This is a genomic window from Paenibacillus sp. JNUCC32 (genome assembly GCF_014863545.1).
Lineage (GTDB): Bacteria > Bacillota > Bacilli > Paenibacillales > Paenibacillaceae > Paenibacillus_AQ > Paenibacillus_AQ lautus_A.
Window position 1 is genome coordinate 6581889 of the sequence record NZ_CP062260.1, and the last position, 23691, is coordinate 6605579.

The following is a 23691-nucleotide window of genomic DNA, read 5'->3' on the forward strand; positions in this document are numbered from 1 at the left end:
AAAAGAATGTTCCATATATCTATTAAAAGTGGAAGATTCAAGCTTGAGAACCTTTTTCTATGGCAAATGATCACAGGGTTATTATAGTATAATAGTAGGAAAAGGATTTCTGCCGCATAAGCCGTAACGTTAAAGGAGAGGGCAATGAGAATATTAATCGTAGATGACAATCCGACTAACGTCATTATTATTCGAGAAATCTTGAAGAAGGAAAATTATCAAAATACACTATCTGCATCTTCAGCCCTGGAAATGCTGGAACACCTGGGGATCGGCGATCGCAGCCATGATCCGAATCCCCGTAGGGCGGATATCGATTTGGTGTTGCTCGATATGATGATGCCTGAGATGGATGGAATAGAAGCTTGCCGTATTGTTCAGCAATACGAGCATTTGAAAGATATACCGATCATTATGGTCACCGCCGTCGGAGATTCGAAGAAGCTGGCGGAAGCGCTGGATGCCGGTGCCGTCGATTACGTCACGAAACCGATCAACAAGGTGGAGCTGATGGCGCGGATACGCCTCGCGCTTCGGTTGAAGCACGAGAAAGACTGGCATATTGAAAGGGAACAGCGGGTCCAGGCGGAATTGAAGCTTGCGGCCATGGTTCAGAATGCCGTGTTAAGCTCGCCCATCGAAGATGAACAGCTGGAGATTCATGCGCTGTACCAGCCCTCGGCAGAGCTTGCGGGAGATTTGTATGCATGGTTTCCGCTAGGCGACGGACGTTATGGCGTGATTCTGCTGGATATGATGGGACACGGGATTACTTCGTCCCTGTTTTGCATGTTCATCGCTTCGGTGCTGAAGGATACGGTGACGACTTATGTCGAACCGGAGAAGGTGGTTCAAGAATTGAATCGCAGATTCAATCAGTTGAACCTGGGCGAACAGCTGATTCAGTACTATTTTACGGCCATCTATCTTGTCGTGGACACTCGTTTGAAGCGGGTGGACTATGTCAACGCAGGACATCCCCCGGCTCTGTTCTTCAAGGAGGACGGCGAGGTCATGACGCTGGATCAAGGTTGCTGCCCGGTTGGCTTGTTCGACCGGATCGAGGACATGGAGCCAAGAAGCTTTCATTATGAAGGCGAAGGTCATTTGGTTATGTATACGGATGGCCTGCTCGAACTGGTAGAGGGCGGACATGACGAGAAACTGGATTACCTGAAGACGCATTTGGGCGGCCCTCACCATTGGAGAGAAGACGAAATGAAGGAACAGTATTTTGTGGATGATCCATCGCAGGAGCGAGAGGACGATAAATGCCTGGTTTGGATATCTCTTAAAAAAGGAGAGGAAACCAATCAATGAAGCTTAAGAGCAAGTTAGTCATTGGGTTTACAACATTACTGGCGCTTATGCTGGTATTGACTCTGATCGGGTACGACCGGATCAGTTATATGAACAACCAGATGGACCAAATCTATCAGGAGCGTTACCAGAAGGTGCGGAACTCCAGCGGCATGCGCGGAGAAGTCAACAATATGGCGCGCGAACTTACGAATATGATCCTGAGCAATGATCCGTCTACGTATGCGGTGTCCAAACAGGAAATCGAGACGATGACGGCACAGGCGGAGGAGTATTTCAAGGCCATCAAGGAAAGCGTAAATACCGCAGAGGAACAGCAATTGCTGGTCCGGATCGAGCGTGCGGGTAACGAATATATCGTGTATCAGAACAAGACGCTGGAACTGCTCTCTACCAGCGACGCAGATGGGGCCAACGCACTCCGTAATTCCACCGGGCAATCGGTTCAGAATGAGATTCTGATGAGCCTGAACGAGCTTAGCAGCTACGAGAATCAGAAGATCAATGATGATATAGCCGCAGCGCAAGCCGCTTACGACCGCTCCGTGCAAATATTCATCTACATCATGGCCGGCGGGCTTCTTATCGGAATGCTGGTCATTTTATGGATTCTCCCAAGCATTACCCGGGGCATCAACGTGGTTTCCATGATGCTGAAGAGCTTCGGCGAAGGCAGGCTGAAGGCCATCCGCCGTATCAAGGTTACGTCCAAGGACGAGTTTGGGGACGTAGCACGAGTATTCAAAGACTTGTCCGAAGACATCATCGAGAAGCAGCGCATCGAGGAGACTTATCTCCAGGCGCAGCGTGATCAATCCTGGCTGAACTCGAATATGGCCAGAGTCACCGAGCTGCTGGAAGGAATCAATTCCCTGGAAGAGGTCGGCCAGCGATTTATCAGCGAATTCACGCCGATCTTGGGAGCTCATTACGGAGCCATCTATATCCGTCAGGAAGACAAACATCCGAACAAATTGGAGATGAAGGGCTCCTATGCCCATGAAGGCGGAGAAGAGCCGAAGGTTGCGTTCATGATCGGGGAAGGGCTTGTAGGCCAGGCGGCGCTCGATAAGAAGCCGGTCGTCCTGAAAGGCGCTCCTGAGGACTATATGAAGGTGGAATCCGCGTGGGGTTCATCCAAGCCGGTGTCTATCATGATCTACCCGATTCTGTTCGAGAATGAAGTGATGGGCGTCGTCGAGTTGGCTTCGTTCGAGGAAACGACATCTTTGCAGGAGCAGCTGATGTCTCAGCTAAGCCAGTCCCTCGGCATCATTCTGAACAATATCACAGGCCGACTGCGGGTCGAGCAGCTGCTGCGCGAATCCCAGGCCATGACCGAAGAGCTTCAGGTTCAATCGGAAGAGCTCCAGACGCAGCAGGAAGAGCTTCGCCGTACCAACGAGAATCTGGAGGAGCAGACCAATGCCCTCAAGCGTTCCGAGGACCTGCTGCAGCGCCAGCAGGAAGAGCTGGAGCACTACAATACCGAGCTTGTTGCCAAGACGCGTGCGCTTGAGGAACAAGTGCAGGAAGTGGAAGAGAAGAACGATGAAATCGAGAAGGCGCGAGTACAGCTCGAGCAGCAAGCGAAGCAGCTCTCGATTACAACCAAATACAAGTCGGAGTTCATGGCGAACATGTCCCACGAGCTGCGCACCCCTCTTAACAGCCTGCTGATATTGTCGCAGCTGCTGTCTGAGAACAAGGATGGGAACCTAAGCTCCAAGCAGATTGAATATGCACAGACGATTTACATGTCGGGCTCGGACCTGCTCAAAATGATTGATGAAATTCTCGACTTATCGAAAGTGGACGCCGGGAAAATGGAAATCAACTATGAAGACGTCCAGCTTCCGGATATCGAAGCCTTCGTGGAGCAGAATTTCGCCGCGGTGGCATCGCGGAAGCATATCAATTTGGGCGTTCACATTGAAGAGGATATCCCGCAAAGCATCGTGACGGACAGTCATCGCGTGAAGCAAATTCTGCGCAACCTGTTGTCGAATGCTTTCAAGTTTACGAATAGCGGCTCTGTCGAGCTGCAGGTGGAGAAGGCCGACAAGGACAAGCTTCCGGTTTACCTAAATGCCGAATCGGACTATGTGGCCTTCGCTGTCAAAGATACCGGAATCGGCATTCCGGCAGACAAAACGGATCTGATCTTTGAAGCCTTCCAGCAGGTGGACGGTACTACTAGCCGCAAATACGGCGGGACCGGGCTTGGCCTTTCCATCAGCCGCGAGCTATCCCGCCTGTTGGGCGGGGGGATTACGGTTGAATCGGAGGAAGGCAAAGGAAGCTGCTTCACCCTCTTCCTGCCGGCAAGCCATCCAGAAGTGGCAGATGGTGCGAAGGAAGCGGCCGCAGCGATGGAGGCACCGCCGGAGAGCGCTCTGATCGTACCGAAAGCCAAGATGGTTACGAAAGAGGTTCAGCCTGCCATACAGGTAGACGATGATCGTAACCAGCTCGGACCGACGGATAAAGTGCTGCTCATCATTGAGGATGACGTGAAGTTTGCCAGAATCCTGCTCGATATGGCCAGAGGCCGCGGCTTCAAGGCTTTGGTCGCACTGCAGGGTGACATCGGACTGGAGATGGCCAAGTCGTACAGACCGGATGCCATTATTCTGGATATCCAGCTCCCGGTAATCGACGGCTGGTCCGTCATGGGCGAGCTGAAGAGCTCTGCGGTTACCCGCCATATTCCGGTGCATGTCATCTCCGTTGTGGATGAAGTGAAGCAAGGCTTAATGATGGGAGCGATCGCTTACCTGAAGAAACCTTCAAGCCGGGAAGCGCTGGAGGACGCGTTTACGCATATCCAATCCTATGCGGAAAAATCGATGAAACATCTCTTGATTGTCGAGGATGACGATATTCAGCGGAATTCCATTATCGAATTGATCGGCCATGACGATGTGTCGATTACGGCGGCATCCACAGGCGCCGAGGCGCTCAGCGAGCTGCGTAAGCAGCGCTATGATTGCATGGTGCTTGATCTGATGCTGACGGATATGACAGGCTTTGAACTGCTTGACCAGATTCGCGATGACGAGAACCTGGTGGATCTGCCTATTATTATTTACACCGGCAAGGATTTGGATTCGAAGGAAGAGATGCAGCTTCGCAAATATGCGGAGTCGATCATCATTAAGGACGTGAAGTCCCCGGAACGGCTTTTGGATGAAACGACGCTGTTCCTGCATCGGGTTGAGGCCGATTTGCCGGAGGACAAACGTAAAATTCTGCAGAAGCTGCACAACAAGGAAGAACTGTTTGAAGGCAAGAAAATTCTGCTTGTGGATGACGATATCCGCAACGTGTTTGCCCTCTCCAGCGTGCTGGAGGGATACAATATGGAAGTGACCTTTGCCGAGAACGGCCGGGAAGCGATCGAGCTCCTTCAGCAGAATCCGGATTTCGATCTGGTGTTAATGGATATGATGATGCCGGAGATGGACGGTTATGAGGCGATGCGCCGTTTACGCGAAATGCCGGAATTCGACAAATTGCCGATTATTGCCCTGACGGCCAAAGCCATGAAAGAGGACCGCGCGAAATGCATTGAAGCGGGTGCTTCCGATTATATGAAGAAGCCGATTCAGACAGAGCAACTTCTTTCCCTAATGAGGGTTTGGTTGTATTCGTAAGCCGCTTTTGTGGGTAAAGTACAAGTAGCAAATAAACACTCGGAAAGCGGTGCAAGCGTAATGTCATCTAGTGACCATATGGAATCAGAACAACTGTTGTTGACAGAGAATAGCGAGCGTGAACTGGAACAGATCGAGATCGAACTTCTTTTGGATGGCATTCATCGATTCTATGGTTACGATTTTCGAAATTACGCCATTCCTTCGTTGAGGCGGAGAATCTGGCATCATGTTCATGCAGAGGGTGTTTCCACGATTTCTGCCCTCCAAGACAAAGTACTGCACGACCGTTCATGTTTTGAGCGGCTCATATATAATTTGTCGATTCCTGTTACGGAAATGTTCAGGGATCCGACACTATTCTTGACATTCAGGCAGTCGGTGGTTCCATTGCTTCGTACGTATCCGTATATACGGATTTGGCATGCAGGCTGCTCAACCGGAGAAGAAGTGTATTCCATGGCCATTTTGCTTCATGAAGAGGGACTGTATGAAAAATCCCGGATTTATGCGACGGACATGAATTCGCGTTCGCTCCAGCAGGCCAAGGAAGGCGTATTCGACATCAAACGCATGAAGCAATATACGAAGAATTACTTGGAGGCGGGCGGTACCCGCTCGTTCTCCGAATACTATACCGCGAAGTACAACTCGGTTATTTTTCAGCCGTTCTTGAAGAAAAACATGATATTTGCCGAGCACAATTTGGCAACGGACCGTTCCTTTAACGAGTTTAACGTGATTTTTTGCCGGAATGTCATGATCTATTTTAATGACCAACTGCGGGATCACGTGCACGGATTGTTTCACGAGAGTCTAAGCCATTTCGGTATTCTCGTCCTGGGCGCCAAAGAGTCCATACACTTTACGAATTATAGCGAAGCTTATGAGACATTGGACCGCGTCGAGAAAATCTATCGAAAGATTAAATAGAAGTTTTGTAGGAGGATCTCATGGGGTTTCACGAACCGATTCATATTCTGTTGGTAGATGACCGCCCTGAAAACTTACTTGCACTCGAAGCTGTTCTGGACAGCGAACAATACACGCTCATTAAAGCTACTTCGGGCGAAGAGGCTTTGCGATATCTCTTGAAGTATGATTTTGCTGTGATTGTTCTCGATGTCCAAATGCCCGGCATGGACGGCATTGAAACGGCAAGGCTGATCAAGGCGAGAGACAAGACAAAGGATATTCCGATAATATTCATTTCCGCAAACAGCAAGGACGCGGAGCATCTTTTTGCGGGATACTCCGCCGGTGCAATCGACTATATGGTTAAACCCTTCATCCCTCAAATCTTGAAATCCAAGATCGAGGGTTTTGTCGATATGTATCGGACCAATAACAGGCTGAAGATCCAGTCCGCGCAATTGCACCAGAAGACTCAGGAACTGGAAAAGATTAATCAAGAGCTAGTGCTGGCCAAGGAAGAAGCCGAGATTGCCGCCAAAGCCAAAACCGAGTTTCTGGCGATGATGAGTCATGAGATCCGAACGCCGATGAATGGCGTCATCGGGATGATTGATTTGCTGATGGACAGCGAGCTTCAGGATGAACAGCGTGAATATGCCACGATTATCCGCAACAGTGCGGATGCCTTGGTTAACATCATTAATGACATTCTGGATTTCTCCAAGATGGAATCCGGCAAAATGGAGCTGGAGGAATATCCGTTTGATCTTAAGTCCTGCGTTCAGGAAGTGTTCGGTTTGTTCTCCGGAGAAGCCTCCAAGAAAAACCTGGAGCTTACGTATTATATCGAGGATCAAATCCCTTCGATGGTATTCGGCGATATGGGGCGCCTGCGTCAAGTGCTGGTGAATTTGGTATCCAATGCCGTAAAATTTACGAATGAGGGCGGCGTGTATTTGGTTGTTTCGCTTGCCAAGGCTGAAGAGAATCGATTAACGCTTGAATTCACGGTAAAAGATACGGGAATCGGTATCTCATCGAAGAAGCTTGACCGGCTGTTCAAGCCGTTCTCTCAACTGGATTCCTCGATGACCAGACGCTACGGCGGAACAGGTCTGGGGCTAGCGATCTGTAAATCGCTTGTGCAGATGATGGGCGGAGAGATCGAGGTTGACTCCAAGGAAGGGGAGGGAGCCACCTTCGTATTCACGATCTGCGTTCACACGCATGAGGAGGAGCATCCTCGGCTACGGGAAGAGGAACATTCGGACAAATATCGGGTGCACGGGGGAAGACAGCCGAACATTCTGATCGTGGACGACCATCCGATTAATCGAAAGCTGATGGAGAGCATGCTTGAAAAGATGGGAATGATTGCGGATATGGCCGAAGACGGCAGGCAGGCCGTTGAGATGGCTGCCGGGCCTAAAGCTTACGACATGATCTTTATGGATTTGCAAATGCCGGTCATGGACGGTTTGGAGGCCGCTCGCCTCATCCGCCAGATGAAGCCGGAAGCGGACGCTCCCGTACTCGTTGCGATGACAGCCAATGTCATGGACGGGATTCAGAAGCGCTGCTTTGATGCCGGCATGAATGAATATATCAGCAAACCGGTCAAAATCAGCTGTGTAAAGCACCTGATATCCCGTTATATGCCGGTAGAGCCGGACGGATGGGACATCAGCCCAAGCCAAGTTCGAATCATCAACGGCTAGTGAATGAATCGTTTTCCATATATTAGCGCGCCTTGATCCCTCGTTAACCTGTTTCAACAAGCGAGATAACGGGTTATGTAAAGGGAAAACAAATGATTGGGAGAGAGTGTCTATGAATACAAAAACGAATGATAAGTTCAATGCCAAAACCCAAATGAACGAGGGCGTATGCACTGTATTTTTGAGCGGTGAACTTGATTTGTCCGTCGCTCCGGATTTTCGATTGGTAATGGAGCCTCTTGTCGGCAATTCCGAAGTAGACTTGATCGTCAACATGAAGGACATGACATATATTGATAGTACGGGCATTGGTATTCTTCTGTCGATACTGAAAGCCAGACATGGCATGGAAGCACGCTTTGCAGTTGAGGAAGTTCCGCCGCAAATTCAAAAGCTGTTCGATATGACGGGTATTGCGAAGTTCTTTCAGTCGTAAGAAGAATTCCCAATAGGAAAGGATCGAAAAGAATGAATTCAGATGTACAAAGAATAACACTTAATTTGCCTGCCAGTGCTGAATACGTGGATATTGTAAGGTTGAATCTATACGGGATAGCTTCCAAGATGGGCTTTTCCTATGAAGAGATCGAAGATATGAAGGTTGCGGTGTCGGAGGCCTGTAACAACTCGGTTTTATATGCTTATAGCCAGGAAGGCGGAATGGTAGAGGTTTTATTTCAAGTGACCGGCGAGTCGCTATCCATTACGGTCAGAGACGAAGGGGAGAGTTTCGACAGTGTGGGGGCGGTTGGCGATCGTACACTTCATGATAAAGATCTCAGCGAGGTCCAAATCGGAGGACTTGGCTTCTACCTGATGGAGGCGCTTATGGACGAGGTGAGCGTGACAAACCAGGCTGGAAAGGGAACCGAGGTTACGCTGACGAAGCGGCTCGCAAGAAGCGAGGAGCCAGTATGAGTGATAAGGCGACTCCCCAAGAGTCCAGAGATGAAGCAGTTCATTTAATAGAACAGTATCAGCAGACGAAGGATAACGATATCGCAACGGTGCTGATTAAAAAATATGAACCGATGGTCAAGATGGCAGCAGGCAAAATTGCCCGGAATCGGCCCGATCTGTATGAGGATTTATATCAGGTTGGTCAAATGGCATTAATCCGTTTGCTTCAGCAATACGACATTAGCCTGGGGATTCCGTTTGAGCCCTACGCCATGAAGAGTATGATCGGGCATATGAAAAACTTCCTCCGCGATAAATCATGGTACATTCAAGTGCCAAGACGAATCAAGGAGAAGGGGGCCTTGGTCCAGCAAGCGATTGATGAATTAATGGTGAAGCTTGAACGATCTCCTGATGTGAATGAGATTGCATCCTACCTGGATCTTTCCGTTGAGGAAACCGTTGAAGTGTTGGCGGGAAGGGAATGCTATCATTATGTATCATTGGATTCCCCATTGTCTCAGGAAGAAACCGGGGCCACGCTTGGAGAGCTGATCAGTTCGGACGTGAACGACTTTGATTCCGTCGAGAAGCGCATGGATCTTCAACAGGCGATGAGCCAGCTGAAGGAGCAGGAGCAGAAGGTGCTGCTGCTGGCATTTCAGGAGGGGCAGTCCCAACGAGCGATCGCTCAAAGGTTAGGTGTGTCGCAAATGAGTGTCTCGCGTATCCAGAAGCGGGCAACGGAAAAACTGAAGCAAATCATGTCCAATTCTTCGTATTGATATGGACAAGCTTCGTAGAGACAGACGTATAGCAACATAAGGCACGCTTCCTCCATCACGGGAATGCGTGCCTTTTTTGAAACCTAATATCCATATTTATCGAAGGGAGTGGCAAGGAAATCATGCTTGGGCCGGATACGACAGAAGGTCAGGATATTTATGATTTTGCAGGGGGGTGGCAATGGCACGATGTCCGAACGGATAACTGGCAATCCTCCTGGATCGGCGAGCTTCGGTCACGCTATCCTTATACAGCCGAATGGTTTAATCTGGCACCGTCGTTAAAGGAGCGGAATTACTTATCCGTTCGTTTCAAGGATGGGGTGGAGGCGGTCATTATGGGGTCCATGCTTTATAAGGTTACGAATGAACACGAGCATCATAAGTCGGAACAGTTCTATTTCTATGTGGATGCTCAAGTGCTGATCACCATTAATTTGGATGAGCATACCCGCAGCGTGATGGCCAAGGCCGATAGAGCCTCGATGCTTCATCAATGCGAGCGGCCCGTAGACGGCCTGTTTGTATTGGCCCGGGCCATTCTGCATTATTACCATGCAGGAATGGATCAATTCGAACATAACCTGCGTCTTGTCGAAAAGGATATGCGTACACGCAACCGAAGATCTTTAATGGATAACATTCTCTCGTCAAGGTTTGAGCTGCTGGAATGGAGCAACCTGTTTATTCCTTTTCAGGAGCTGATCGCTGCGGCGAAGGAGGGGTATCACGGCGAGCTGGATGCCAGCCGCTCGTTTCAACAACTCCTGCATCGAGTAGAAAGAATGGAAAGGCTGATTTATCACTATGAGCGCGAAATCGATACGCTGGTATCCATAGATGATGCCATCTCGGCGTTCCGCGGCAATGAAATCATGAAGACCTTGACCATCTTTACGGTCGTATTCACACCGGCAACCGTGATCGGAGCCGTATGGGGCATGAATTTCGAGAACTTGCCCGGCATTAAGACGTTCTGGGGCTTCACGGCAGTCATTGGCTTCACCCTGCTCTGGACCGGAGGGATGTACCTTTGGATGCGTGCGAAGGGATGGACGGGGGACCTGCTTCAAGTAAAGTCCAAAAACAGGAATATTTGAGTGCGAAGTACACGATTGCATAAGAAGTGCAGCAATAACTCATCACAATCGCCCGGTAACCGTTAAAGGTACCGGGCTTGTTCAGGTAATAGAGACGAATTAGGATTTGGATTGTTCAATATATCCCTGCAGGTTCGAGATGAAATCCCCTATCATCGGCACATTGACAAAGAAGCTGAGAATATAACCCAGAAGACCCAGCACGAGAGCCGTGCCAAGGGTTAAGCCCAACCCCCGGGCCAGGCCGGCAGTGAGGTTGGCAATGATGCGTTTCTTGGGATTCATGTAATTATCGATCATGTCTTTCATTTCGGACTTCTCCAGCGTGGCGGCGATTTTGTCCAGTCGCGTGTTCAATTTCTTCACTTCGTGCCTAAGCTCAAAGGGATGCTCCTGCACCTCATCCGCCTCTTTCGAGTGTCTTTCCCTGGACGATTCGGATTGCACTCGTTGTTCCTCGTTTCGTGTCGAACGACTGCCGCTTCGGGTTGAGAAGCCGGAGCCGCCATGATATGGGTTTGCTTTACTCATGAAATATCCCCGCTTTCCAGGCAGATGCGCCGTTTCATTTCACTTCGGAATCCATACAATGTGGATAAGACAACGTGCCGGATCTGGCACAAAAATAGCCAGCTGCGTCAGCTGGCTATTCGTGACCCTACGAATTAATAATTCGTTGTCGTTTTCATTTCACGGCTGACTTCGGAAGAGGTGTCCATCGCTTTATCCTTCACATCTTTGGAAGCACTTGAAACCTCGCTCGACACGTCTGCCGATGCTTCCTTGACGCTGGACATAATGCTTTGGCGGCCTTCGTTCACGGTGGCCATGACATCGGAGGCTTTGCTTCCTACCGTTTTTGCCAGTTCAGAAGCTTTATCGCCTACGGTATAAGCGACTTCTTTGGTTTTATCCGACACCATGCTCAGCTTCTCGGATAAATCCCCGCGAAGCTCGCGGCCTGGCTTTGGAGCGAACAACAGAGCTGCCGCCGCTCCGACCAAGGCACCGATAAAAGCACCTTTGAAGAATGTGGAACCGCTTTGTACTGGATATTCTTGTTCTGCGTTATTCATAACTTTCACTCCTTTTAGTTAATATAAAAATGAATATAAACACGAGGATCAGGCTGTGCGTCTAAACAACTTGGCAACAAGACCGAGCAGGAATACAAAGATGGCCGTACCGATGATTGCGGGCACAATGGCAAATCCGCCTATGACAGGACCCCAAGCTCCGAAGAGCCACGGTCCGAGCCATGCGCCTATGAAACCTGCGATCATGGAACCGATAATTCCGCCCGGCATTTCATGACCAACCAGCGCATCCCCGATTATCCCGATGATGATTGCCATCACGATGCTGATGATGATTCCCCACATACGATCGCCTCCTTTTTCAGAGCAATGTGTTTCGAGTGGGCTTGCTTATCTCGTAATTAAACGCAAGGCCACACCATGAAACAGGAGACGTGCAAAACGGGAGATAAATGAAATGTCCGTCCTCTATGGAACGTATCCTGCTGTCAATTGCCCTTTTTTGTACTATACTGAATACAGATTCGCAATCATTCTCGAATAAGCGTGATCTCGGGGAGATGCAAGCATACAGGCTTCTCAAGGCATCATACGTAACAGACGGTATATAGAAGGAGTTATTCAACATGGACACTGTATTGGTGAAGGAATATCGGGCGGACATCTTGGAGTGCGTCCACAATGGACATATATGTATTGTGAATGAACAAGGTAAGGTCGAGGCTTATGCGGGAGATCCGGATTATGTCGCATTTACGCGTTCTTCGGCCAAGCCGATGCAGGCGATTCCTTCCATTCGCGGCGGGCTGGTCGATCATTACGGACTGTCCGATGAGGAAATTGCGATCATGACGGCTTCGCATCGTGCGGAGCAGGCTCATGTGGAAGTGTTGGAGCGTTTTGCACGCAAGGCGGGCATCAGCGAAACCCACATGGTGTGCGCATCCAGCTGGCCGCTGGACGAAGGAAGCAAAGAAACACTTTTGCGAGGCGGCGGCGAGAAAAGTAAATGGTACCATAACTGCTCCGGCAAGCATTATGGCATGCTGGCCTACTGCCAGATGGCGGGATATCCGTTGACGGGATACGATCAGCCGGAACATCCGCTGCAGCAAGAAATCCTTCGGACGGTCGCCTATTTGGCGGGATTGGCTCCCGGCGATGTGAAACTGGGAACCGATGGATGCGGACTGCCGGTATTCGCCATGCCGCTCCGCGCTTTGGCAACAGCCTACATGAAGCTTGCATGCCCGGACCTCATAGAGGACGAGCCGACGCGAAAGGCGGTCATGCAAATCACAAAGGCCATGCATGCAGCCTCTTATATGGTGGCGGGTAAACACAAAGTGGATACCCTTCTTCTGGAAGATCCTAATATTGTGGCCAAGGGCGGCTTCAAGGGAGTGTACTGTTTCGGCCTTAAGAAGGAGCGGCTCGGCATCTCTTTCAAAATTTCGGACGGCTCCGAGGAAGAATGGGGCTGGATCGCGGAGTCCATATTGGAACAAATCGGCTATGGCAGCAAAGCGACCATCGAACGGCTGAAAGCTGCATATCCTAAAGATTTATATAATGATGAGGGTCTTCGAGTAGGCAGGGTAGAAACCGGATTTAAGCTGCTCCGCGCTTAAAGGCGACTGATTAGACCGGAAACCGCCGGGGTATTGAATAGTAAAAAAGGCGGAGGTGACCGGCCATGATTAAAATCATGACGGCAGCGGAAAGACATACTACCCATGAAAACGGTATTCACAGCGAATTCAGCTTTTCTTTTGGTGATTATACAGACCCGCATAACGAGCACTTTGGAAGCCTTCTGGCGCATAATGAATACGTGCTCCAACCGATGGAGGGGTTTGATCGAAGGTTTCATCATGATTTGGTGATTGTGCATTTGGTGCTGGAAGGCACGTTGACGTATGAGGATGATACAGGGAAGGTCATGGAGCTTACACCCGGTACGATTCATGTCGTGAATACAGGCTCCGGCGTGTACCATGCCGAGAGGAATGCCTCATCTTCGGAGGACGTACGCTATCTGGAAATGTGGTTTCTTCCTGCGGAGCCGGGCCTTGAGACCAGTCACCATCAAAGCAATTTCACAAAAGAACAGCAATTGAACCAGATGCTTCCGATCATCGGTTCAGGCAATGGTGAGTCGAGCCTGCCCCAGTCGCTGGATGTTGTGATGTACAGCAGCATACTGGAGACCGGACAAGAACTGACGTACAGTCTGGCCGGGGATCGTAGAATGCATCTATACGTCATAAGCGGTCATGTCGAAATATCATCGGAAGACGGCGTATTCGATATTAAGGCGGGCGATGCGGCAAGGATACAGCGTCGTCATGAGTTGACCTTCCGGGGGAACTCCAGTGAGGGAAGCTCGGAAATGGTTCTTATCGATATGCCATAACGTAAACAGAAAGCCCCGGGATTTGCGAGATTCGCAAGTACCCGGGGCTTTTGTCATGACAAAAGCGCTTCTTAAGAATACACTCAAAGTACGCGAAGATACCGTCCTACTGGTTTCCGCGGAGCTGTCCAAGCTCGGATACAACGGCTTCCACTTCCGAAATACTAAGATTCTGTTTATTCATGACCATATCGTACAGATCATAAATATCATCATATTGGTTAACCGAGAAGGCAGAGGCCTGCATGGCAGCGCCTGTAGCCATCCGTAGCTTCGTTTTAATCTGTTCGATCATATACTCGACATTGGCTTGGGATTTTTCACTCAAATCCATGGAATAACACCATCCTCTCTTAGGCGGATTTACGATTTTCATCCCTGTATTGTAACATGTTAGCGTGCGGCTCGACCAATGTTTTTGCCATCGGTGAGGAAGATAGGTTAAAATCAGAAAAAAACGCTTCACCGTCAGCGATGCTAATCATCGAACCATTTAATCAAGGAGGTCCGTCATGAGCGAACAAGCCGGCAAGACGCCAAGCGCGCATGCTGCCAAAGCCAAGATGTCGGGCCATGAACTGGCCGGTTTTTTTCAGGGGATTTCGCGGCGCCATGCGCTGGGCAGCATCGTATTTTTATGTATTGGCACCGACCGTTCCACAGGTGACGCGCTCGGTCCGTTGACTGGAAGCCGGCTTGTGGAATACGGTTTTCCGCAGGTGATCGGCACGCTGCCCGAACCATGTGATGCTTTCAATCTTGAGGCAAAGCTTCAAGGCATACCCGAGGATCAGGTGGTTATTGCCATTGATGCTTGCTTGGGACAATCCTCTTCCGTCGGTTATTTCTTTACAAGCGAAGGTCCGCTGGCGCCGGCCCAATCCGTCGGCGGGAAGCTGCCGGCAGTGGGGGACTACAGCGTGGCAGCGGTCGTGAACGTTCATGGACCGAAGCCGTATTGGACCCTCCAAGTGACGTCCCTTTACCAGGTCATGGGAATGGCGGAGCAGATAGCGAAGCAAGCCGCTGCGGCCTTTGGCCTTAGGCCGTAAGACACGCGTTTCAACCGGGGTTGTTTTAGTTTAATAATAGTTCATTCTTTATAAAATAATGGGTGTCTATCCTAGGGCATCGCTGAATAGAAAGAAGGGTATCGCTATGGAAAAAGTACAATGCAACGGCAGCACGATTTGCTACGTGGATCAGGGACAAGGTGAGCCGGTCATTCTGCTTCACGGTTTCTGCGGAAGCTCCGCCTATTGGGAACAGGTACTGCCATATCTTCAAGGTTTCAGAGTCATTGTACCGGATCTCCGGGGTCACGGGCGGTCTGATGCACCGATGGGATCGTATACCATCGAACAAATGGCGGACGACGTCCTGCTATTGATGGATGAGCTCGATATTCCGAAGGCGGCGTTGCTCGGTCATTCCCTCGGAGGATATATAGCGCTCTCCTTCGCCCAGCGCTACGCTTCTCGATTGAACGGCTTTGGCCTGATCCATTCTACGGGTTATCCGGATTCGGATGAAGCGAAGGAGAAACGGGTGAAAGCGGTCAGCGCCATCCAAGGGGAGGGCATTACGGCTTTTGTTGACGGATTGGTGCCGGGCCTGTTTGCTCCGGATACGAAGGAAACCAAGCCGGAATGCATTCAGCGGGCGAAGGAGATCGGTTACCTTACGCCGCCGCAAGGTGCGATAGGGGCGGCGCTGGCCATGCGCGAGCGTCCGGACCGGCGCGATGTGCTCTCGGCTTCCACGCTGCCGATCCTGCTTGTAGCAGGAGAGAAGGACGGCTTGATTCCGGCGGAGCGCACCTTTACCACAGACCATGACAACGTAACCCGGATCGTGATCGAGGGCGCGGGTCATATGAGTATGATGGAGACGCCCGAGAAGCTCGGCGAAGTCATTTCCTCTTTCATGGGACGGCTGGAGCAAGAATAAATCCATATCGTTTATAATAAACGGATACTCCTATTGCGGGGTATCCGTTTGTTGCATTGCGGGCTGCAGTTGCAGTGGCCCCTCCATCGTTTCCGGACCCCGACTGACAAAGCGTGAACGAGGCAGAAGGGCGGCTACTGGAATTCTGGTCCCGGATAGCCTACAATTTAATCGTGATCCGGATTGGAATAGACCGGGCATGAATGCGCCTGCAGGGGATTCACCGAAGCTGCCTGGCATGCCGGTCCTAAGTTCCTCGGCAGCGGGAATTGCCGGAAGGTTAAAGATGAGGTCAACAATTCGCTGCATCCGGCACGGATGCAGGTTGGGGGCGAGTGCATGTTTCGCAGGGATTATCTTGTGCGGCTTATCGAGGATATGACACAGATGATAGCCAAAGTGTTTTCGCTCAAGCAGGAGCGCAAGCACACCGAAGCTTTATGGGAGCTGGATGAGCTTTTTAAACGGCAGTTCCGACTGAATTCAGGGCTGCTTCGCTCCTTGTCCGCAGCCGATATCGAGCAGCTCTTTCGCAATCATGGTTATCTGGAAGCGGACAAGCTGCAGAGTGCCGCAAGGCTGATGGAAGAGGAAGCGTCGCTGCTGCTCGAGCTTGAGCGCGAAGAAGAAGCCGTTATGCTCTATACCAAGGTCTTTCAGTTATATTTGAAGTCAGCCCTGCAAGGGGCGGATCCGAAACTGATCGGGTTGACGGAACGGATCGGTCTGCTGAAAGAACGTTTAAGGGCTTACGCGTGGCCCGAAACGGCGATGCTGGATTATTATGCGTATACGGAGCAGCAGGGGATGTTCGCGGAAGCGGAGAATACCCTGTACCAACTGCTGGATAGCGGTAAGATCGAATATGACGAAGGCGTAAGGTTCTATCAAAGATTGCAGCAGAAACGGCCCGAGGATTTGGCAAAAGGCGGGCTTCCGCTGGAGGAAGTCGAGGAAGGAATGGACGAGCTCCGCCGCCGTTTTCCGCATGCGGCGGTGGACGGAGACAAACCGTTTCCCGGCCTCGATTAACCTGTCTATAACATAAAAGAAAGCGAGATGTACCTTTTGGATGCATTAAGAAAATTGATTCATAACATCATGGAAGAAGCATCATTGATTACGGCTACGCTAAGCCAGCTTCGCAAGCGGGAAGGCATGACCTACAGCAAAGTAACGGTTAAGCCCGTAGAGCTCAAGAACAAGCTGCACTATCAGTTCGCCTATTATTCCGCAACCAAGGTCACCCATCAGAATGTGCCGGCGGATGAGGCGGAGGCCGTACTGTTGGATATGTTCGAAAATGTATTCCGGCAAGCGATGATCTATACGCCGGAAGCGGACTATCAGGTTCTGATTTCGAAGAAATACAAGGTTTCGATTCTGACCAAATCCGCTTCGAAGACCAAAACGGATTTGTCGCATAACCGGAAAAAGACCTACATTCTTGAAGAGGGAGAGCCGGTTCCGTTTCTGGTGGAGCTGGGCATCATGAGCGAGGATGGCAAAGTATTTGCCCGCAGATACGATAAATTTAAACAGATCAACCGCTTCTTGGAGATGGTGGAGGATGTCCTTCCTCATCTGCCGGAGGACCGTCCGCTTACGATCGTCGATTTCGGCTGCGGCAAATCCTATCTGACCTTCGCTTTGTATCACTATTTGGCGGTAACCGCGCGCAGAAAGCTGAATATTGTCGGATTGGATCTCAAGGCGGATGTCATCGAACACTGCAGTATGCTGGCGAAAAAACTGAATTATACCCAATTGCGGTTTCTTGTCGGCGACATTGCGGATTATGACGAACTGGAGCAGGTGGATATGGTGGTCACGCTGCATGCATGCGACACCGCAACCGATGCGGCGCTGGAAAAAGCGGTCCGCTGGGGGGCTTCGGTGATTCTGTCGGTGCCTTGCTGCCAGCACGAGCTGTTCGCCCAAGTCCAGAGCCCAGTCATGGAGCCGCTGCTGTCCCATGGCATACTGAAGGAACGCTTCTCGGCGCTGGCCACGGACGCCATTCGGGCCAAGCTTCTCGACCTGATGGGATACAAGACGCAGCTGCTGGAGTTTATCGATATGGAACATACGCCCAAGAATATTTTGATCCGTGCGGTCAGCGGTTCTGCCGGAGACCGGAATAAACTATGGCAGGAGTATACCGCGTTTCGCGATTTTTTAAGCGCCTCGCCGTACCTTGAACGGGCTTGCAAGGACCTTCTCCCGAATACGGAAATGGAATCGCGTTGAACCGGATTGGCGATGAACGTGCGAGCGCGCACGTTCATCGCTTTTTTGATGGGAAATAGGAACTTTGAAGCCGGTCTTCCGGTTATGCAAGGTAATCAACATCCAAACGCGGTCATTCTTCTAAAGAATGTACGTCGATGGACGTTTTTCTTGCGATGGCAATCAAAGCCTTGATCCAGGGAACCGTGCGGCCCTTACCGCACCAGATGTGATCGCCAACATTGAATCAAGAATAACGCCGACCGTCCTTGTCCACAATGGCTATTAGGCGGGTTTCATGTTCGGCACGCGGAGGAGCGGGAGCGTGCAAGTGGCAGAAACGGAGAAGGGTTACGCATTCTTTCTTGAACGGGGCGTGGTGTAATGGCATCGAATACCCTGCATCGTGTTTGCGGGATGATGCTGATCGGGCTGGGGCTTGGTGCCAGTATTCGGAGCGGAATGTTTTTTGACGAGGATATATATTGGATCGGAGCGGGTTTCGGCGTGCTTCTGCTGCTCATGACGGGAGCCGATTGGCATGGTGCCGTTCAAGGCCGAAAGAATCATGGCATGGGAAAACTGCCGGAGGCGGTTCCTTCGGACAGAGAATTGCGGGTGGTTCTTGGATGCATCTGCGCAATCCTTCTCATCTACGTCTTTCACGGGATAGGGCGCCCCCTCTCTCTGGAAGGCACGATGAAGGAAATCATCCTGTGGGGAAGCTATGGTTCTTTTGCCATTGCTGCTTGGCGCGCGTGCCGTACAGGCCCCGGCTTACGCATCATGCATGCCGGCTGGCATCTGCTGGGCGCCGTGCTGTGCGGCAGCGCCTTGCTTGCCGTATACGGGCTTATGGAGCTGCCGTATGGGATCTATCATACGGCGGATGCGGACATTAGCGCGACCGGCGCGAGGCTTGGCGGCCTGCTTCAGTACCCGAACACGTTCGGGGCGGTGATGGCCGCCTTTTTGCTGGAGCGGCTGTTCGCGCTGCCGTCCGTCCTGCGGAACCGGACGGGCACGCTCCGCGCAGCGGCTGCGCTGCTGCCGCTTGCGCCCTACACCGCCGCGCTGCTCCTGACGGAGTCGCGCGGCGCCTGGCTCGCGGCCGCTCTTGCGTGCGCGGCCGGCTTCGCCAAGGAGCGGCGTGCCTTGGCGCCGCTCCTGGTGGCTGCCGCCGCGCCTGTGGCGAGCGCGGCGCTGCTGTACCGCCAGCTGGCGGATGCCAGGCTGGCGCCAGCCGTGCTGCCCGGCCTGCTGTGGCTGGCCGGGCTGTGGGCCGGCGGCGTCCTCGCCGGCCTGCTGCTGTGCCGCTGGCGGCACAGCGGGGGGCCCGGGCGGCGTTACGCCGCGCCCGGGGCACTGGGAGCTGCGGCCTTGCTGGCAGCCGCAGCGATTGTCGTGATCCTGCTCCAGGTGCAGGATCGGACCCTGGGCGGCGCGGCAACGCTAAGCGCGCGCCGCCTCATGTACAGCGACGCCTGGCAGCTGGCCCGGTCGTCGCCGTGGCTGGGACGGGGAGGGGAGACGTGGCGGCAATCCTACCTTGCCATTCAGTCCCAGCCCTATGTGGGTGCCGAGGTGCATAATGGATATATGGATATCCTGTTGAATACGGGAATCATTGGGCTGCTGCTTGTCCTTATTTTGGTTATCTTTATGGTTGCGAGGCTCATCGCGGCAAGCTCCCGATTCATGCCCCCCGCCCTCGTGCTGATCGGACATGCGTCCGTGGATTTCGATTGGGGCTTCGGGCTGGTATGGCTGCTCCTATTGTGGCTTACGGTAATGGGCTTGGCCGGGGGTTCCCCCGATGAGGCACCTCAGCATGGATCTATGGCAACTCGGCTAACCCGGCCGTTCAAACGATGGAATCAACTGCAAGCCGGCTATGAAGGGGAGCGGGCCCCTTCCCTGTTGCCACGGCTCAGGGTTATGGCCATTCTCCCGCTCGCGGCTTGGACTTTCCTCGCCGCGGCGCTGGGCATCAGCGAGCTTCAAGAGCGATGGGCCGCATCGGAGCCGCCAGGCCGGCAGATCCTGCTCCTCCGATCCTCGTTAAAGTGGAACCCCGCCAATACGGATGGGGCCATAAAGCTCTCGGCATGGCTTCCCCCAAGCGAGCAGATTCCGCTGCTGAAACGAAGCATGGTGCATGCGCCGAATCACCCGGGTTTAAGCTGGAAGCTGGCAGAAGGTTATTCCCTAAGAGGCGAATCGGAGGAAGCGGCGGCATGGTTCAAAAGGGGCATCGAACTGGATCGTTTCAATCCGGTCAAGCAAACCCGGGCCGTGCTGAAGCTGGCCGCCCTTGCGGACTGGCACCGCAGGGCGGGAGATTCCGCCGGAGCGGTTGAGGCAGCCCGGGCCGGATGGGATACCTTGAAGCGCTATCGCTTCCTTGCGGCTGCCCTTCATGAGCTTGATCCTTTTCGAAATGACCGTGGCTTTCATCTGTCTGTGCTTGCGGCTCGGCAGGCCAACCGCTTCGATAACACGATGAAATGGGGAGAACGGGCGCATGCTGCAAGGCAGCCCTGATATCCGGTATCTCCGCAAAGTCTATGGCGAATCATGCCGAATCGCAACCGATCGCGGCAGCTTACCTTGCCCCAACTGACGCGGTACCATGAAGAGCGGCATGGCGTTGACGACGCTTTGCTGGTTCGCCTTAGAACGAACGGTGTAGAAAGGACCGACCTATCAATCTACGGTTGACGATCCCAATGCAGCCTTTTGTCGTAATTTCTCACGGTGTGACGGGAGAAGTGAGGGGGGCTATGTCATCCCCCGAAGGCATCCCGAAAGGCAGAGGCCAGCTGGCGCTCCGGAACCTGCCAGAGCTCGGCAAGCTCGCCGCAGACGTCTTTTTCCCACCAGTCGCACAGCAGTTTTTTATTGCTGTAGTTTTCGTGAATCCAGATTAGGTTTCCGATGACCTTCCGATAATACAATTCCTCTCCTTGCTTCAAGGTTTCCGGAGGAAGGTACAGCTTGAGCCGCTTGGTCGTACGGTATAATTCTTTGCTGCAGGCCCGCCGTATCCCGCGCGGGGAGGGGGGCTTGCTGCCCGGTCGTTTGGCATGGGGAGAATGCATGCTTTAACTCACTCCTTTGCTTCACCATATGTCCCGAAACGGGCGAAAGTCACTGCGCCGCCCATAATTGGGCGCATTATAAGGCATGTAGAAGGCATGTCCCGGGCTGTGTTAGAATAGGCTAGTACTAGAAATCAACGCAGTAGGAAGGCGGGGGACAAGCGTGGAATTCTTTTACGAGGCTGTGGGCCGACTGTTTGAATGGATCCAGCAGCTGGGCTATTTCGGAATCATGCTCGGATTAATGGTGGAGGTCATCCCAAGCGAGATCGTACTCGCCTATGGCGGTTATCTGGTTTCCATGGGGGAGGTTCATTTTATCGGTGCCATGATTTTTGGTACCATTGGCGGCGTGCTCGCCCAGTTATTCATTTATTGGATCGGCCGTTACGGGGGCAGACCCTTCCTGGAGAAGTACGGGAAGTACATACTGATTAAGAAGAAGCATATCGACTACGCCGAGGAATGGTTCGGCAAGTATGGTACCGGCGTTATATTTACGGCTCGGTTTGTACCGGTGGTAAGACATGCGATTTCCATCCCGGCGGGCATATCCAAAATGCATGTGGGCAGGTTTACGCTGTTGACCACCCTTGCGGTTATTCCGTGGACGGCATTATTCTTATACCTCGGATTGCTTCTGGGCGACCAGTGGGAGCATATCGACGAGAAGGCTGGGCCTTACGTTCGGGAAATTCTGCTGGGCGCATTAGCCGTCATGATTCTTTATTTTTTGATAAAATGGATAAAATCAGCGAAGGCGAGGTCGAAATAACGAATGAGTATGAATATGGCAAATCATTTGGGTACGGGCATATCTCCGCAGCAATTCATGGACGGCATGCAGAAGAACCAGGATACGTTCAAGGCAGGCTACGAGCAGTTTAAATGGGAGAATGAAGAGGATCAAGAGTTTTTTGAAAGCCTCAATTTCAGGGATGATCTGCGGGTCCTCATTCTGGCAGCGGATTGGTGCGGCGATGTTGCGCGCAATATCCCTGTCGTATTCCGTGCGATGGAGACCGCGGGGATTGAGACGGAAGTGCTGATTATGGAAGAGAATCTGGACGTCATGGATCAGTTCCTGACCATGGGCGCCCGTTCCATTCCGGTTGTGATCATTTCGGATACCGGGGGACATGTCCAGGGCACATGGGGACCGCGTCCGGCGCATGTTCAGAAGTTTATGATTGAGTTCAAGCAGAACAATCCGGATCGTGAAGCAACGGACTATCAGGACAACCTTGCCGTCACGCGGCAAAGCATCATTCAAGCCTACGGGGAAGGGTATGAGTTTCACGCTGCCATCATTAAGGAATTGCGTGAACTGATGTCAGGGTTTTAATCATGACACTTCATATTGAGACCTTTAATTTAGGACCGCTTCAGACGAATGCATATTTACTGACAGGGCCTGTAGAAGGCAAAGCGATCATTATCGATCCTGGCATGAACCCGGGGCCGCTCGTGAAGCGAATAGCGGATTTGGAGATTGAAGCGATCCTGCTGACCCATGCGCATTTTGACCACATGGGGGGCGTCGAGGAGATCCGCAAGCTGAAGGACTGTCCTGTCTATCTCCACACCTTGGAGAGCGAATGGCTGGCCAGTCCAAAGCTTAACGGTTCGCTGATGTGGCCTCAGGTCACCGGACCGCTGTCCACCGAGCCGGCGGAGTACGATTTGGCCGATGGACTGGAGCTGCAGCTGATCGGGCATACCTTCAAGGTCTTTCATACACCGGGCCATTCGCCGGGAAGCGTGAGCTTCAAGTGCGGAAATGACCTGTTTTCCGGCGATGTGCTGTTCCGTCTAGGCGTTGGGCGAACGGATCTTCCGGGCGGCCGTGAACGCGATTTGCTTGATTCCATTCAGAACACGCTGTATACGTTTGCGGATGAGGTCGTTGTGTACTCCGGCCACGGGCCTCGGACAACCATTGGCTATGAAAAGCAGCGGAATCCTTATGTTCCTGCGAGCAGTTAGGATAACATCCGACATAAATCGGGAAACTTTGTCTGGACAAATATAGACAAGATTGATACAATACGGTTAATTAAATGTTACCCATTGCGAAGCACGCAGACTGTGGAATTCATCCCGGTTTGCGTTCTTTTATTTTATGGGGAGTTTTTTTTGCATGGACGTGATTAGGGGGAAGCGCCAGTGAGAAAAGATCATCTATCGCTGCTGAACGGGAATGTTACAAGAAGCGAAGCGATTGATCGGCAACCGGAGTTCCGCCGGCGGGGCCAGACGGATATTTCATCCGTTGTCTGGGACAGGCTGGTGAAGGATGAAGGGATCGCGCAGCAGCCATGGCATCATCGGCTGCAGGTTATCAGATTGAATCAATAGGTGGACCGCTAACATGACACCCTCATCATGAAGTGAGAAACAATGATCCTCCGATTGGAGACTGCAGCCGGGTCCACCGGCTGCTTTTTTTTGTTTTTTTACGGATACCATAAGAAATTTCTGAAGCATCCGGAGGTATCTATATAAATTACATCATTTGGTACACGATAAATATAATAACCGTTTGAACGATTGGCTGCAGTTAT

Annotated in this window: 24 protein-coding genes; 19 read left to right on the top strand and 5 right to left on the bottom strand. The window is 51.8% G+C overall.

The features are described from left to right. Positions 1-144 precede the first annotated feature (144 nt). The 8 genes from JNUCC32_RS29110 (at position 145) to JNUCC32_RS29145 (ending at position 10394) form a co-directional block, all read left to right on the top strand. On the top strand, positions 145-1320 hold the full coding sequence (locus JNUCC32_RS29110; protein ID WP_015737482.1) for a PP2C family protein-serine/threonine phosphatase: 1176 nt from the start codon (positions 145-147) through the stop codon (positions 1318-1320). After that, positions 1317-4976, top strand: a complete 3660-nt coding sequence (locus JNUCC32_RS29115) for a response regulator (protein WP_192570561.1) — start codon at positions 1317-1319, stop codon at positions 4974-4976. Before JNUCC32_RS29110 ends, JNUCC32_RS29115 begins: the two co-directional genes overlap by 4 nt. 78 nt (positions 4977-5054) lie before the next feature. After that, the gene (locus JNUCC32_RS29120) at positions 5055-5909 is read left to right on the top strand and encodes a CheR family methyltransferase (RefSeq protein ID WP_374705909.1); all 855 of its coding nucleotides are present in this window, start codon (positions 5055-5057) and stop codon (positions 5907-5909) included. A gap of 20 nt (positions 5910-5929) precedes the next feature. Then, the gene (locus JNUCC32_RS29125; RefSeq protein WP_036663869.1) at positions 5930-7609 is read left to right on the top strand and encodes a response regulator; all 1680 of its coding nucleotides are present in this window, start codon (positions 5930-5932) and stop codon (positions 7607-7609) included. Positions 7610-7721: 112 nt separating this feature from the next. Next, positions 7722-8045, top strand: coding sequence for an STAS domain-containing protein (locus JNUCC32_RS29130; RefSeq protein ID WP_009594079.1), 324 nt, complete (start codon positions 7722-7724; stop codon positions 8043-8045). A gap of 32 nt (positions 8046-8077) precedes the next feature. Continuing rightward, complete coding sequence (gene rsbW, locus JNUCC32_RS29135) at positions 8078-8527, top strand: anti-sigma B factor RsbW (RefSeq protein WP_015737478.1); 450 nt, start codon at positions 8078-8080, stop codon at positions 8525-8527. Continuing rightward, positions 8524-9294, top strand: a complete 771-nt coding sequence (locus JNUCC32_RS29140; RefSeq protein WP_009594120.1) for a sigma-70 family RNA polymerase sigma factor — start codon at positions 8524-8526, stop codon at positions 9292-9294. Before rsbW ends, JNUCC32_RS29140 begins: the two co-directional genes overlap by 4 nt. A gap of 122 nt (positions 9295-9416) precedes the next feature. Then, positions 9417-10394, top strand: coding sequence for a magnesium transporter CorA family protein (locus JNUCC32_RS29145; RefSeq protein WP_192570562.1), 978 nt, complete (start codon positions 9417-9419; stop codon positions 10392-10394). A 99-nt stretch (positions 10395-10493) separates the two neighbouring features. Here the strand turns inward: JNUCC32_RS29145 and JNUCC32_RS29150 are convergent, their stop codons facing one another. The 3 genes from JNUCC32_RS29150 to JNUCC32_RS29160 form a co-directional block, all read right to left on the bottom strand. Next, positions 10494-10925 (bottom strand): DUF5665 domain-containing protein, encoded by a 432-nt coding sequence (locus JNUCC32_RS29150; protein WP_036663874.1) that lies wholly within the window; start codon positions 10923-10925, stop codon positions 10494-10496. 134 nt (positions 10926-11059) lie between these two features. After that, complete coding sequence (locus tag JNUCC32_RS29155; protein ID WP_009594054.1) at positions 11060-11470, bottom strand: YtxH domain-containing protein; 411 nt, start codon at positions 11468-11470, stop codon at positions 11060-11062. A 48-nt stretch (positions 11471-11518) separates the two neighbouring features. Continuing rightward, positions 11519-11776 (bottom strand): GlsB/YeaQ/YmgE family stress response membrane protein, encoded by a 258-nt coding sequence (locus JNUCC32_RS29160; protein ID WP_015737475.1) that lies wholly within the window; start codon positions 11774-11776, stop codon positions 11519-11521. A gap of 281 nt (positions 11777-12057) precedes the next feature. On the opposite strand from JNUCC32_RS29160, the gene JNUCC32_RS29165 reads away from it, so the two are divergent. Continuing rightward, a complete protein-coding gene (locus JNUCC32_RS29165) occupies positions 12058-13062 on the top strand; it encodes an asparaginase (protein ID WP_192570563.1) in 1005 nt (334 codons plus the stop codon). Between the two features lie 65 nt (positions 13063-13127). Then, positions 13128-13847: a pirin family protein gene (locus tag JNUCC32_RS29170; RefSeq protein WP_192570564.1), complete on the top strand. Its 720-nt coding sequence runs from the start codon at positions 13128-13130 to the stop codon at positions 13845-13847. Between the two features lie 106 nt (positions 13848-13953). On the opposite strand, the gene JNUCC32_RS29175 is transcribed toward JNUCC32_RS29170, so the two are convergent. Then, on the bottom strand, positions 13954-14181 hold the full coding sequence (locus JNUCC32_RS29175; protein WP_015737472.1) for a DUF1128 domain-containing protein: 228 nt from the start codon (positions 14179-14181) through the stop codon (positions 13954-13956). A gap of 178 nt (positions 14182-14359) precedes the next feature. Between JNUCC32_RS29175 and yyaC the strand changes: the two genes are divergently transcribed. From yyaC to JNUCC32_RS29200, 5 genes are all read left to right on the top strand, one after another. Further along, positions 14360-14899 (top strand): spore protease YyaC, encoded by a 540-nt coding sequence (gene yyaC, locus JNUCC32_RS29180; RefSeq protein WP_192570565.1) that lies wholly within the window; start codon positions 14360-14362, stop codon positions 14897-14899. A gap of 106 nt (positions 14900-15005) precedes the next feature. Further along, positions 15006-15797: an alpha/beta fold hydrolase gene (locus tag JNUCC32_RS29185; protein ID WP_192570566.1), complete on the top strand. Its 792-nt coding sequence runs from the start codon at positions 15006-15008 to the stop codon at positions 15795-15797. 339 nt (positions 15798-16136) lie between these two features. Beyond that, a complete protein-coding gene (locus JNUCC32_RS29190; RefSeq protein WP_192570567.1) occupies positions 16137-16829 on the top strand; it encodes a DUF6483 family protein in 693 nt (230 codons plus the stop codon). Positions 16830-16856: 27 nt separating this feature from the next. After that, entirely contained in the window at positions 16857-18047 is a 1191-nt protein-coding gene (locus JNUCC32_RS29195) for a class I SAM-dependent methyltransferase (protein ID WP_176502548.1), read from the top strand. A 363-nt stretch (positions 18048-18410) separates the two neighbouring features. Continuing rightward, complete coding sequence (locus JNUCC32_RS29200; RefSeq protein WP_192570568.1) at positions 18411-20570, top strand: O-antigen ligase family protein; 2160 nt, start codon at positions 18411-18413, stop codon at positions 20568-20570. Between the two features lie 242 nt (positions 20571-20812). On the opposite strand, the gene JNUCC32_RS29205 is transcribed toward JNUCC32_RS29200, so the two are convergent. Next, on the bottom strand, positions 20813-21127 hold the full coding sequence (locus JNUCC32_RS29205) for a hypothetical protein (protein ID WP_009594078.1): 315 nt from the start codon (positions 21125-21127) through the stop codon (positions 20813-20815). Between the two features lie 163 nt (positions 21128-21290). On the opposite strand from JNUCC32_RS29205, the gene JNUCC32_RS29210 reads away from it, so the two are divergent. The 4 genes from JNUCC32_RS29210 to JNUCC32_RS29225 all read left to right on the top strand — a co-directional run bounded on the left by JNUCC32_RS29210 (position 21291) and on the right by JNUCC32_RS29225 (position 23485). Then, entirely contained in the window at positions 21291-21902 is a 612-nt protein-coding gene (locus JNUCC32_RS29210) for an undecaprenyl phosphate transporter UptA (RefSeq protein WP_090913160.1), read from the top strand. A 3-nt stretch (positions 21903-21905) separates the two neighbouring features. After that, positions 21906-22472: a thioredoxin family protein gene (locus JNUCC32_RS29215; protein WP_192570569.1), complete on the top strand. Its 567-nt coding sequence runs from the start codon at positions 21906-21908 to the stop codon at positions 22470-22472. A gap of 2 nt (positions 22473-22474) precedes the next feature. Continuing rightward, positions 22475-23113 (top strand): MBL fold metallo-hydrolase, encoded by a 639-nt coding sequence (locus JNUCC32_RS29220; protein WP_192570570.1) that lies wholly within the window; start codon positions 22475-22477, stop codon positions 23111-23113. A 180-nt stretch (positions 23114-23293) separates the two neighbouring features. Next, a complete protein-coding gene (locus JNUCC32_RS29225; RefSeq protein WP_009594128.1) occupies positions 23294-23485 on the top strand; it encodes a hypothetical protein in 192 nt (63 codons plus the stop codon). Positions 23486-23691: the final 206 nt, after the last annotated feature.